The organism is Xanthomonas arboricola pv. guizotiae (genome assembly GCF_002940205.1).
Classification (GTDB): Bacteria; Pseudomonadota; Gammaproteobacteria; order Xanthomonadales; family Xanthomonadaceae; genus Xanthomonas; species Xanthomonas arboricola_C.
Genome location: NZ_MDSK01000019.1, coordinates 82,329 through 93,706 on the forward strand (window position 1 = coordinate 82,329; position 11,378 = coordinate 93,706).

Annotated in this window: 12 protein-coding genes and 1 pseudogene; 6 read left to right on the forward strand and 7 right to left on the reverse strand. The window is 65.9% G+C overall.

Annotated features, from left to right (window positions below):
- Nucleotides 1–468: 468 nt before the first annotated feature.
- The 6 genes from XarbCFBP7408_RS12985 to rocF form a co-directional block, all read right to left on the reverse strand.
- Complete coding sequence (locus tag XarbCFBP7408_RS12985; protein WP_104563305.1) at nt 469–1,413, reverse strand: MBL fold metallo-hydrolase; 945 nt, start codon at nt 1,411–1,413, stop codon at nt 469–471.
- Between the two features lie 57 nt (nt 1,414–1,470).
- On the reverse strand, nt 1,471–2,760 hold the full coding sequence (locus XarbCFBP7408_RS12990) for a tryptophan--tRNA ligase (RefSeq protein WP_104563306.1): 1,290 nt from the start codon (nt 2,758–2,760) through the stop codon (nt 1,471–1,473).
- Between the two features lie 180 nt (nt 2,761–2,940).
- Nucleotides 2,941–3,150 (reverse strand): CsbD family protein, encoded by a 210-nt coding sequence (locus XarbCFBP7408_RS12995; protein ID WP_016904514.1) that lies wholly within the window; start codon nt 3,148–3,150, stop codon nt 2,941–2,943.
- Between the two features lie 247 nt (nt 3,151–3,397).
- On the reverse strand, nt 3,398–3,532 hold the full coding sequence (locus tag XarbCFBP7408_RS13000) for an entericidin A/B family lipoprotein (protein WP_016904515.1): 135 nt from the start codon (nt 3,530–3,532) through the stop codon (nt 3,398–3,400).
- Nucleotides 3,533–3,614: 82 nt separating this feature from the next.
- Nucleotides 3,615–3,767 carry an entericidin A/B family lipoprotein gene (locus XarbCFBP7408_RS13005; RefSeq protein ID WP_104563307.1) on the reverse strand — a complete coding sequence of 51 codons (153 nt, stop codon included), beginning with the start codon at nt 3,765–3,767 and terminating at the stop codon, nt 3,615–3,617.
- Between the two features lie 110 nt (nt 3,768–3,877).
- A complete protein-coding gene (rocF, locus tag XarbCFBP7408_RS13010) occupies nt 3,878–4,801 on the reverse strand; it encodes an arginase (RefSeq protein WP_104563320.1) in 924 nt (307 codons plus the stop codon).
- A gap of 478 nt (nt 4,802–5,279) precedes the next feature.
- On the opposite strand from rocF, the gene XarbCFBP7408_RS13015 reads away from it, so the two are divergent.
- The 6 genes from XarbCFBP7408_RS13015 to XarbCFBP7408_RS13045 all read left to right on the forward strand — a co-directional run bounded on the left by XarbCFBP7408_RS13015 (nt 5,280) and on the right by XarbCFBP7408_RS13045 (nt 10,462).
- A complete protein-coding gene (locus tag XarbCFBP7408_RS13015; RefSeq protein ID WP_104563308.1) occupies nt 5,280–5,732 on the forward strand; it encodes a roadblock/LC7 domain-containing protein in 453 nt (150 codons plus the stop codon).
- Between the two features lie 64 nt (nt 5,733–5,796).
- Entirely contained in the window at nt 5,797–6,156 is a 360-nt protein-coding gene (locus tag XarbCFBP7408_RS13020; RefSeq protein WP_016904518.1) for a hypothetical protein, read from the forward strand.
- Between the two features lie 94 nt (nt 6,157–6,250).
- Nucleotides 6,251–7,168, forward strand: a complete 918-nt coding sequence (locus XarbCFBP7408_RS13025; protein ID WP_104563309.1) for a hypothetical protein — start codon at nt 6,251–6,253, stop codon at nt 7,166–7,168.
- Entirely contained in the window at nt 7,165–7,707 is a 543-nt protein-coding gene (locus tag XarbCFBP7408_RS13030) for a GTP-binding protein (RefSeq protein WP_104563310.1), read from the forward strand. The genes XarbCFBP7408_RS13025 and XarbCFBP7408_RS13030 overlap by 4 nt, the downstream gene beginning before the upstream one ends.
- Nucleotides 7,708–8,202: 495 nt before the next feature.
- A complete protein-coding gene (tmk, locus tag XarbCFBP7408_RS13040) occupies nt 8,203–8,880 on the forward strand; it encodes a dTMP kinase (protein ID WP_104563312.1) in 678 nt (225 codons plus the stop codon).
- Between the two features lie 394 nt (nt 8,881–9,274).
- Complete coding sequence (locus XarbCFBP7408_RS13045; RefSeq protein WP_104563313.1) at nt 9,275–10,462, forward strand: integrase arm-type DNA-binding domain-containing protein; 1,188 nt, start codon at nt 9,275–9,277, stop codon at nt 10,460–10,462.
- 91 nt (nt 10,463–10,553) lie between these two features.
- Here the strand turns inward: XarbCFBP7408_RS13045 and XarbCFBP7408_RS13050 are convergent.
- A pseudogene (locus XarbCFBP7408_RS13050) lies at nt 10,554–11,067 on the reverse strand (hypothetical protein).
- Nucleotides 11,068–11,378: the final 311 nt, after the last annotated feature.

Here is an 11,378-nt window from a genome sequence, read left to right on the forward strand (position 1 = left end):
TACGTCCCTGTAGGCTCTTACGCGGCATCCATGCCGCGTAAGGTCCCGCGACGGTGAGCGGACAAGGACCCGTCGGGATGGTCGGTGTGCATGGTTGCAAGCGGGGCATGACGTGCACTGGTCGGATCACTTGTCCGTTCGATTAGCGCCTCACCATCTTCCCGTAGCTAGCCTAGCGGCAGGCAGGCTTCAACACGCTAGCTATAAACGTCTCATCTGCCATCGCTAGCCGAGCAACAAGCTTTCAAGAAAGCAACCGACCAACTCTCTGGTGCGGTGTCCTCGCCGGTTGCGGGACCGTGTGGCGGCATGGATGCCGCCACCGAGCCTCCACGGACGGATTCACGGCGTGTCCCGCAAGCGGTGAGGACACCGCGCACTCGACTGACGCGGCTTTTGACTGACGCCGAACAACCCGACGACTCACTACAGCGTTCGAGTAGAGGAGCGTTACCCATTCCAGTGGCGCTAATTGGTGCGCGTCGCGCGATCCAGCCAACACGCCAGGCCCTGCGCGTTAAGTTCGATATCGGTACCCAGTAGCTGCGCCACGCGTGCATCGTCCAGGCGACAGCCGTGCAGGCGGGCGCGCTGCAGATACAGGTCGGTCAGCGCCGCCACCATGCAGCGATGGCGGTCCGCATGCTGCGCGCAGTCCAGCGCGATGGCGGTCATCGCATGGATCTGCTCGACCAGTGCCTGCGCCAGCGGTGCCGGCGATTCGACCCGGCCGTAGTGGGTGAGATACATCGCCTGCGGCGCGGTCTCCATCAGCCGCGCGATCGAGTGCAGCATCGCCTCCGGTTCGAATTGCACCGGCGAGGAGGTCGGCAGGATGAAGGCGCCCTGCGCGCTATCGAGCTGGCGATACGACAGGCCGAAGGTGTCGCCAGTGAACCAGCTGCGGCTACGCGCATCCCACACGCACAGATGATGGCGTGCGTGGCCCGGCGTCTCGATGGTGCGCAGCGCGCGCTCGCCCAGCATCACGGTCTGTCCGTCGGCCGCTTCCAGCACGCGCTCGGCCGGCACCGGCACGATCGCGCCGTAACTGCGCGCCATTTCCGCCGCGCCGTATACCGCCGTGGCCCCGGCGATCAGCCGGGCGGGGTCGATCATGTGCGGTGCGCCGCGCGGGTGCACCAGCACCCGCGCATTGGGCAGATGCTGCAGCAAGGCTCCCGCCCCGCCGGCGTGATCCAGATGCACGTGGGTCAGGATCAGCCAGTCCACCTGCGTCGGCGTCAGCCCGGCCGACTGCAATGCGGCCAGCATCTGCGGCACCGACAGCGAAGTGCCGCAATCGACGAAGGCGCCGCGTTGCGCCTCGACGATCAGGTACGCCGCATCGAACTGCACCCCGCCAAAGCCGGTGTCGATGGTGTGGATGCTGGAATCGGCGGTCGCTGTCATTGCTCCCCCACGGCGATGCGAGAAGCCACAGTCTAGCCACCGGCTCCCCAGGTGTCGTTACGCCTCGCGCAACACGCGCAGCGCCGCCAGGATCACCTCCGCCTCCACCTGCGCATGCACGCCCGGCAATTGCAGGTCGCTGCCTTGCCCGGCCTGCTTCAGCCGCGCAATCAGCTGGCCCGCATCGCGTGGCGAGGCGAAGCCATCGCTCTGCAGCAGCAACGCACCGGCGCCGTCGGTCAATTTGAAATAGAACTGCCCGTCGCGCTCGCGGTATTGCTTGAACACCGGCGGTACGCTCTTCTCGCTCGCTGGCGTCGCAGCCGCATCGCCCTGGCTGGACAGATCGCGCAGCCCCACCGCAGCACGCAGCTCGGCCAGGAACGGCGTGGCGTAGCGTGCGCGCAGACGTGCGCCACCGGCGCGCAGGATCGCCTCGATCTTGGCCGGCTCGGCCATCAGCGCCTCGTAGCGCGTGCGCAGCGGTGCGATCTCCTGGTCGATACGCTCGAACAGCTGTTGCTTGGCGTCGCCCCAGCCGATGCCATCGGCAAACGCCTGCGCAAAGGCCGCCGTTTCCTGCGGCGTGGCAAAGGCCTGGTACAGCTGGAACAATGCCGACCCCTGGGTGTCCTTGGCCTCGCCGGGCGCGCGCGAATCGGTGAGGATGGAGAACACCAGCTTGCGCAATTCCTCGCGCGGGGCGAATAGCGGAATCGTGTTGCCGTAACTCTTGCTCATCTTGCGGCCGTCCAGGCCCGGCAAGGTCGAGACCTGCTCGTCGATCACCGCCTCGGGCAGGGTGAAAAAGTCGCGGCCATACACGTGGTTGAAGCGCTGGGCGAAATCGCGCGCCATCTCGATATGCTGGATCTGGTCGCGCCCCACCGGCACCTTGTGCGCGTTGAAGATCAGGATGTCTGCCGCCATCAGCACCGGATACATGAACAAGCCGGCGGTCACGCCCGCATCGTCGTCTTCGCCGTCGGCGCGATTCTTGTCCACCGCCGCCTTGTAGGCATGCGCACGGTTGAGGATGCCCTTGCCGGCCACGCAGGTCAGCAGCCACAGCAACTCGGTGGTCTCCGGCACATCGGACTGGCGATAGAACCACACCGTTTCCGGGTCCAGGCCGCAGGCCAGCCAGCTGGCGGCGATCTCCAGCGTGGAGCGCTGCGTGCGCGCCGGGTCCTGCGCCTTGATCAGGCTGTGCAGGTCGGCCAGGAAGTAGAAGCTTTCCGCATCAGCAGCCGCACTGGCCTGAATGGCCGGGCGGATCGCACCGACGTAATTGCCCAGATGCGGGGTGCCGGAGGTGGTGATGCCGGTAAGGACGCGAGTGGTCATCTGCGTAAGGCCAGGGAGTCAGCACGCAAGTTTAGCGGTTCCCTGCCCCTGGCATGGCCGTGACCGCGTCTGATGCCTGCTACCGACCGCACCGGCGCCATATGCAGACGGGCCGCATCGAGCGGCCCGTCGTGTGCAGTTGCGCACACCTAGGTGGGTGGGCGCGGTTGCGCGGCACCGTCAGGTGTCGTCGCGCAACGACTTTTCGAAGGCGCGCACCTCGGTCTGGGCGCGGTCGCGGTCCCAGCCGTAGCGTTCCTGGAGCTTGCCCTGCAGATATTCGGCATTGCCTTCGGCAACCTTGAAATCGTCGTCGGTGAGGTCGCCCCACTTGGCCTGCGCCTTGCCCTTGAGCTGGGTCCACTTGCCGGAAATGATGTCAGTGTTCATTGCGTCGACTCCGCTGATGCGGCCGCGATTGACCGTCCGCGCAGGTTGCCCACGGCACCGTTCGCCGCAGATCAAAAGCCGTCAAATCCGCACTCACCGCACTGAACGGTTGCCGACGCTTGCGGCGCAGTTCTACGCATGGCTGCGCCATCGCATGCCAGGTGCGTCGCCGCACTGCCCTGCCTGCGCAAGCATCAGGCAAAAAAAACGGGCCTTGCGGCCCGTTTTTCTTGCATGCAGCGCCAGATTACTTGCGCGCAGCGTCTTCCACCTTCTCGCCAGCGCCCTGCACGTCCTTGCCGGCACCTGCGACGGTGTTGCAACCCGACAGCATACCGACCGACAACACCGACAACACCAGCAGCACAATTGCACGCTTCATAACAGACTCCTTCGTGGGTAAAGCGGCGGCTCGCCGCAGATCAATCAAATCAGACAACCAGGGATCAAACTAAACGCGAGGATCAGCACTTGCCGTCGCTGCAACTGTCGGCCTTCTTTTCGACCTTCTCGCCTGCACCCTGCATGTCCTTGCCGGCGCCGGCCATGGTGTTGCAACCCGTCATCACGCCGGCCGAAAACAGGCCCAGTGCCATCAGTGTCAACAGTCGCTTCATCGGTCTTCCTCAAGTTCTGCGTTCGGTGCAGACGCACCGTGTCTGGCGCCAAATCTGACTGCGCGGCCGTGGATTTGATGTGAACGCGGTGTGCTGCGTTCAGCGATCGATCAATCTCGCATCAGTGTCGACTTGCCGAACAGGCTCTCGACCAGATCCACTGCCAGCTCGGCGGTGGCATTGCGGTTGTCCAGGACCGGATTGAGCTCGACGATATCCAGCGACCCCATGCGCCCGGTGTCGGCGATCATCTCCATCACCAGCTGCGCCTCGCGGTAGTTGGGGCCACCCGGTACGGTGGTGCCCACGCCCGGTGCGATGCTCGGGTCCAGGAAATCCACGTCGAAGCTCACATGCAGATGGGTGTCATCACTCATGCCCTGCAGGGCGGTCTCCATGGTGCGCTTCATGCCGGCCTCGTCGATGTAGCGCATGTCGTAGACATCGATGCGGTGCTGCTTGATCAGGCGCTTCTCCTCCGGGTCCACCGAGCGGATGCCGATCTGCCGCACCTGCTCGGGCAGCAACGCCGGTGCGCTGCCGCCCAACTGCGTCAACGCCTGCGGGCCCAGCCCGCACAGGCAGGCCACCGGCATGCCGTGCACATTGCCCGATGGTGTCACCTCGCTGGTATTGAAGTCCGAGTGCGCATCCAGCCACAGCACCCGCAACGGGCGTTGCTGCTCGCGGCAGTACTTGGCCACCGCGGTGATCGAGCCGATGCCCAGGCAGTGGTCGCCACCGAGCATGATCGGCATGCGGCCGGCGCGCAGCTGCGCATAGCTGGCCTCCATCAGCGCCTGGTTCCAGGCCACCACCTCGTCCAGATGCCGGTAGCCGGCCTGCGGGGCCTGCCAGGGATTGCGCGGGCCATCCAGGTTGCCCAGGTCGTGCACCTCCACGCCGCGGCCGATCAAGGCCTCCTGCAGCCCGGCGATGCGCAACGCCTCCGGCCCCATCCGCGCACCACGGTGGCCGGCACCGACGTCGGTTGGAACGCCAATCAGGGAAACCGGCAGGTACTGCGTCGCCATGCATTGCTCCAGCATCGAGAAAGCGCTGCAGTCTAGTCGCCGGCTCGCGCACTGACGCGCGGCAGCGCAGCACGGCGCCCGTCCTGCGTCACCGATCACGCAATCGCAGCTGCCACTGCAGCAATCCAAAGTGCGGCCGATACTGCGTAGCGGGCGATCGTCGGACCGGTACGGACGGCAGGCGCAACGCCGCGGTACAAGCGCGCTGCAGTTAGGCCGGAGCACTGGCGGTGCATCGGCCGCGTCCGCTTGGCGGCGGCAAACGCGGTCTGACGGCTGCTTGAAGTGACGTGGTTGGGCAGTTTGTGGCGTATCTGCGTTTTGCGGAATGTGCTTGTCTGACCGCGCAATTAAGAGATTGAGGGTGCTATGGCGATGACGGAAGGTGCCGATGCTACTGTTCGCCCGCCAGCGCGGGACCCGGTGTCATCGACCAGGTCTTGCATCGCGCCGCGGGTTTCGTACAGGGGAGGATTTCATGCCGCATAACGCCGTCAACCAGGTCGTCAAGGCTGCCGTGGGCGAGGTCGCGCGTGCGTCGCATCACTACGATCTGCAGCGCATCGGGCGCGAGTTCGCGCAGACCATCGAGCGCGAACCGGGCATCCGTCTGCTGATGCTGTCCACTGCCGACGGGCGCGCCATCGCCGAACAATCCAGCCTTGATGTGGACGGTCGCCGGCTGGCAGCGATGGCCAATTCGTTCCTGACCCTGGGCGAGACCCTGGCACGCGAATCCAGTCTGAGCGAGGCCGACTACGCCACCATCAGTACGCGCGGCGGGCAGCTGGTGCTGATCCGCATTCGCGCCGACAAACCGTTGACGCTCACGGCGGTGGGCAGCAGCGATCTCAATGCCGCAGCGCTGCTGTTCAACGCACGCGACTGCGCCGGCCGCCTGGCGACTGCACTGGCGCAGCCGGCCAACTGAGCGTCTGGCACTGTTCGTGCTTGTGCCAGTGCACTGAATTTCTCACCGCTCGTAAGGACGACCCGTGTCGAAACTCAACCTGGAACATCTGCATTCGATCGCCGGCTTCGTCGGCGCCGCCCTGGTCGATAGCGACAGCGGCATGGCGCTGGGCATGACCGGCGGCACCGATCTCAACCTGGAACTTGCCGCAGCCGGCAACACCGAGGTGGTGCGTGCCAAGCGCCGTATCGCCGAGCAGCTCGGCCTCAACGACACCATCGAAGACATCCTGATCACCCTGGCGCGTCAATACCACCTGCTGCGCCCGCTGGAGAGCAACGGCACCTTGTTCCTGTACGTCGTGCTGGATCGCGCCAAGGCCAATCTGGCCATGGCCCGTCATGAGCTCAAGGCGTTCGAGAAGACCCTGGACTTCGGTTGATGCCAATCAGGCGGCGCGCACGCGTCGCCTGCCCGGCCTGCCGGTGCGCACCGGCAGGCACCGCACTTGCTACGCGCCGACGCGGCGCCCTGTCATGACCTCACCCATTCACACCATGCGGGTCGCCACGGCCGGCCTGGACCTGCTGCACACCACGCGCCTGAAACTCGCGTGCTCGTTGCTGCTGGCCGAGCGCATCAACGTGCAGTTGGGGCAATGGCCGCAACACACCGCCGAGGTGGTGGTGCTGGGGCTGGAAAGCCCCGACGGCCTGGCAGCCTGGCAGGCCTTGCAGGGGCAACCGGTGCGCGTGCTGGTGGTGTCGCGGACACCGGTCGGCGGCGCATGGCTCAAGCACGGCGCCACCGTGCGCGAACTCAACGAGCAGATGCGCCTGCTGCTGTCGTCCTCCGATCATGCGCAGGTCGCCGAACCGGCCTTGCTGGTCCGCCATTGCCGCGGCGAATTCGGCACCGTTGCGGTGCTGTTGCGCAATGCGCATTTGCAGGTGCGCGTGGACCCGGCCAACCGCTGCGTGCAGCTGCCCGCCGGCATAGCACTGCCTGAGCTGCTGGCGGCCCTGGATCGCCCCGGCTGGCAGGTTGCGCCGGACACCGCCGATAGCGCACTGAGCCAACGTATTTCCTTCGAAGCGCTGTATTTCGCCCTGCCCGAGCACCTGCGCCCCGCGCTGCCGGCGGTCGAACCCAGCCATGCGCTGCGGTTGCGGCAATGGCCGGAGCTGAGTGCCGAGACCAGTTCGCCGGCGCAGCTGCTTGCCATTGCCCACTTGCATGCGCGCCCGTGGCGCCCGCAGGCGCTGGCCAATGCTTGCAAGCTGCCGCTGCAAACGGTGGAATGCCTGTTCGCCGCTGCACTCGCCAGCGGCCTTGCCCAGACTGCGGAGATTCCCGTGCCTGCAACGCAGCCCCGTCCGGACAGCAGCAACTCCCGGTTTTTCTCCTGGGTCGCACGTCGCTTTGGCCTTTCTCTCTTTCAGGCGCAGTCATGAGTCTTCCGGCCAACAAACTGGTGTTCGTTGGCGGCATGGGCGCCGGCAAGACCACCGCCGTGCGTGCCATCTCCGACGTGGAGCCGGTCAGCACCGAGATGCCGCTCAGCCAGGATGCCTACGGCGACAAGACCTACACCACGGTCGCGCTGGACTACAGCTCGATCGAACTGGAAGACGGCGAGTTGCTGCACGTCTACGGCGTGCCCGGGCAGAAGTACCTGGATTTCATGTGGCCGCTGGTGTGCGACGGCGCGTTGGGCGTGATCGTGCTGGTCAGCGCGCGCGATCCGCAGATGCGCGATGCCACCGTGGCCTTGCTGCGCGAGTTTTCGCAGATCGCACCTGCGGCAAGCCTGGCGGTGGGCATCACCATGACCGACGAAATGCAGGACTTTTTGCTGCCGCCGTTCCGCGATGCGCTGGTGGCCGAAGGCTTCCGCGTCCCGGTCATGCGCGTGGACGCACGCTCGGCCACCCAGATCACGTTCCTGGTGAAGTCGCTGCTGTCCTATCGTTACACCTCGGCGACCAGCTGAGCGGGCGCGTACGTGGCATTGCCGACGTGGTCGGCGCGCGAGAAAAAACAAGGAATCCGGTCACGACGGTGCCTGGCAGGGCGTCACGCGGGGGATGCCGCCTCTAGGGTGACGGCGACGCGTCCATCTTCCTTGTTGCCAGGCACGCGACGCGGACGTCATACATTCGGGTGCTTTGCCTGACTTGTTCAGTATGCCGCGCAGCCAGAAACCAGGGCATCGGGACGTTCCCGACATCGCGCAGGACATACCGTTCATACGGCATATGCAATAGCGCCTGCAACCGGCGGTCGTGATGCGGTTGTTGTGCGTGCCCGGCAACGCGTTGCACAGACATCTCGTCAAGCCATCTCGCACAGACAAGGACGCGCGGCAGCGGCGGCGCCATCGGTGACGCGCAGCGGAGACCCGATGCGCCGCGGTCGGCCGCTGCAGGGCGGCTTCCACGCCAATGCCAGGTGCTGATCCAGCACCACGATCGGATAAAGTAGCGCGATGACAATCGAACTGAAGCCCGGCGGTCTGCTGATCGCGATCGAAGGCATCGACGGCGCCGGCAAGACCACCCTCGCCCGCAGCCTGGCCACCACGCTGGAAGCGGCAGGCGCGCGCGTGGTGCTGAGCAAGGAGCCGACCAATGGCCCCTGGGGCACCCAGCTGCGCCAGTCCGCGGCCACCGGCCGCCTCAGCGCCGACGAAGAAGCCGAGCTGCTGATCCGCGATCGCCACCAACACGTGGACACCCTGATCGCGCCGGCGCTGGCACGCGGCGACATCGTGATCCTGGACCGCTATTTCCCCTCGATGGTCGCCTACCAGGGCGCCGCCGGCCTGCCGCTGGACGATCTGCTGGACCGCAACGCCTTCGCGCCGCGCCCGGACGTGTTGCTGCTGCTCGACCTGCCCCCGCCCACCGGCCTGGCGCGTATCCGCGCCCGCGGCGATGCACCCAATCACTTCGAAACCCAGGACAATCTGGAACGCTGCCGCAGCATCTTTGCGCAACTGCAGTTGCCGGGGAAGCACGTCGTGGACGCCAGCGCCGACGCGGACAGCGTGCTCCGCCAGGCCCATGCCATCGTCGTCGCAGCACTGGCCGAACGCCTGCGCGTCGACGCCACCGATGCCGACAAGGCCACGCTGGAAATGCTGTCGGCCGGTCGCCCGGCCTGAGTCGCTGCGCGTACCGCGCAGGCAACTGCGACTGGCGCGAGGTGATTCGCGGGCTGCGGGCAGATAGCCGTTTTCGGCCGATCAAACCGAGCAAGACGCGTCCCGGAGACGCTGACCCAACAGCGCAGTCAGCCCCGAGCTACATGGACATTTCGGGATAGGACCAAAGAACCTTCGTGGTGCCGGCACCCGGATTCGAACTGGGGACCTACCGCTTACAAGTCGGCACGCGGATAGCTTGCCATGATTTGAAATCGGATGGTCCGGGGCCGCTTACACCGAGGAAAAACCGCGACTTAATGAGGCTTCAGGGGCAAAAACGGCGCGTCTGAACACGGCACCTTGTGGTGCGAAACCGTGTCCGAGCCGTGGTCCCGCCACCCACGGAGCCAGCATGAAGTCGAAAATCACCCAGTCCCTCGTCGAGAGGGCACCCCGGCCCGAACCGGGCAAGTCGGTCCTGTACGCAGACACCGAGATGAGGGGGTTCTACCTCATTGTCACCCCCACCAAGCGCAGCTTCTACGTCCAGTCCCTCGTCAACGGGCGTCAGGTCAGGACGAAGCTGGGCGACCACCCGGCGATGGACACCAAGCAGGCCCGCGACGCCGCCCGGCAGACGCTGGTCGGCATGCGGGGCGGCACCAACCCCAACGAGGAGCGCCGCAAGGCCCGGGCGCGCGGGATCACCCTGCGGGAGGGACTGGACCTGCACCTGAACTCGCGGCGGCTGGCCGACAAGACCCGCAGCGGCTACGAGTACCACGTCACCTACTACCTCAAGGACTGGCTCGACAGGCCGCTGGCCGAGATCGGCACCGATCGTCAGGGGGTACGCGAGCGCCACCGTAGGATCACCGAGAGGAGCGGCGCCACCTCGGGCGACAACACCATGCGGGTGCTGCGCTCGATCTACAACCGCGCCCTGCGGCAGTTCCCGGACCTGCCACCCAACCCGGTAGGCAACGTGGACATGAACGGCATGCGGCGGCGCGAGGTGGACGCCAGCCCCGACAAGCTCAAGGCGTGGGGAAAGGCGGTGATGTCGCTGGGCAACCCGGTGCGCCGCGACCTGCAACTGTTCATGCTGCTGTCGGGCATGCGCCGGACGGCCTCATGCGAGGCAAGGCGCGCGGACCTCGGAGACGGCCGCCTGCACGTCCCGAACCCCAAAGGCGGCTCGGCCAAGAAGTTTGACCTGCCGCTGTCGTCGGCGCTCGCCGACCTGCTTGCGCATCGCGAGGCGGAGGCCGACGGCGTGAGACGCAAGACGCCCTACCTGTTCCCCGCCGACTCGGCATCGGGCAGGGTTGCCGAGATCCAGCAGCACGAGCTGGGTGACCTCACCGGGCACGCGCTGCGGCACGCATACGCATCCCTCGCGTTGCAGGCGGGCGTGCCGCTGCTGGAGCTGCGCTTCCTGCTGAACCACAGCGCGTCCAGCGGTGGCGTCACGATGGGCTACCTACACCCGTCGCTCGACCACCTGCGCGAATACCAAGAGAAAGCGTCGCGCTACATCCTAGAAGCGCTCGGCCTCGTTCACGAGCCGGGGACGTGGCCACCGCGGCTGGCCACCTAATCCACAGCTGGGGCGCGACGCGTCCTAAGGCAATGAAATAAAAGGGCCACCTCGAAGGTGGCCCTTTCTCGTACACGGTGGAAGAACGGCGTTAGCCGTCGGACGGCGCGGGCTCGACCACCCGCACAGTGCCCAGTGCCTCCGCCGACTGCTCCTCGTCCATGTCGGCCAAGTGGTGCTTCCGACGGGGCGGCACCTCGGTGCCTCTCTTGCGCATGTCGTTTGCATACCAGCGCACCGACTTGGCGGTGGCGGCCGCGCCATCGATCTGTGCGTTGACCATTTCGGCGATGAGCGCGTGCGGGTGGCCAGCGGGGTCCATCAGGATCGCGCGTGCGAGCGCTCCGATGCCCTTGCCGTGGGACTTCTTCGGTCGCTTCGGGCGCATCGGATGCGTCGGCCTGAGGCTGTGTGCGCTCATTGGTCGCCTTGGGCGTCTTCGGCTGCCCGAGCGAGGCCAGATCGATGTTCCTGGCCTCCGCGATCTGCTCGATCCGAGCCACGAGCTTGCGCCGGGTCGCGAAGGTCTTGGGTCCGGCGGGCTTGTCGGCGATGCGGTTATGCAGGGCAAGCAGTTCCTTGGTGGGTATGTCGTCCAGCTTCATATCGTTCTCCTACGTGTTGGTGGCACATAGGCATTAGGTCGCGATACGCTGGGTCCGGGAGCCCCCCCCTTAGGACAATCCGGTGCCCTGCATGGCAGAACAGATATACAACGTCTTTCTTTTCTTTGACGCCAAGGACATCTGCTCTGTGGCTGGCTACACCGCCCATGCGCACGAGGGATCGGATCAGGAAGGAATCGACCTCTTGCGGTCACGCCTAGCAGGCTGCTGAAATACCTCTCAGCTCGTAGACTACTTGAGTCGGAACATCCCCCACTACCATGCGTGGCGTAGACGTCTTCAGCGAGCAG

What these genes read in the sequence shown, in the direction of transcription:
- XarbCFBP7408_RS12985 (WP_104563305.1), bottom strand. Translation starts at nt 1,413, where the DNA reads ATGACAGCGACCGCCGATTCCAGCATCCACACCATCGACACCGGCTTT.
- XarbCFBP7408_RS12990 (WP_104563306.1), bottom strand. Translation starts at nt 2,760, where the DNA reads ATGACCACTCGCGTCCTTACCGGCATCACCACCTCCGGCACCCCGCAT.
- XarbCFBP7408_RS12995 (WP_016904514.1), bottom strand. Translation starts at nt 3,150, where the DNA reads ATGAACACTGACATCATTTCCGGCAAGTGGACCCAGCTCAAGGGCAAG.
- XarbCFBP7408_RS13000 (WP_016904515.1), bottom strand. Translation starts at nt 3,532, where the DNA reads ATGAAGCGTGCAATTGTGCTGCTGGTGTTGTCGGTGTTGTCGGTCGGT.
- XarbCFBP7408_RS13005 (WP_104563307.1), bottom strand. Translation starts at nt 3,767, where the DNA reads ATGAAGCGACTGTTGACACTGATGGCACTGGGCCTGTTTTCGGCCGGC.
- rocF (WP_104563320.1), bottom strand. Translation starts at nt 4,801, where the DNA reads ATGGCGACGCAGTACCTGCCGGTTTCCCTGATTGGCGTTCCAACCGAC.
- XarbCFBP7408_RS13015 (WP_104563308.1), top strand. Translation starts at nt 5,280, where the DNA reads ATGCCGCATAACGCCGTCAACCAGGTCGTCAAGGCTGCCGTGGGCGAG.
- XarbCFBP7408_RS13025 (WP_104563309.1), top strand. Translation starts at nt 6,251, where the DNA reads ATGACCTCACCCATTCACACCATGCGGGTCGCCACGGCCGGCCTGGAC.
- XarbCFBP7408_RS13030 (WP_104563310.1), top strand. Translation starts at nt 7,165, where the DNA reads ATGAGTCTTCCGGCCAACAAACTGGTGTTCGTTGGCGGCATGGGCGCC.
- tmk (WP_104563312.1), top strand. Translation starts at nt 8,203, where the DNA reads ATGACAATCGAACTGAAGCCCGGCGGTCTGCTGATCGCGATCGAAGGC.
- XarbCFBP7408_RS13045 (WP_104563313.1), top strand. Translation starts at nt 9,275, where the DNA reads ATGAAGTCGAAAATCACCCAGTCCCTCGTCGAGAGGGCACCCCGGCCC.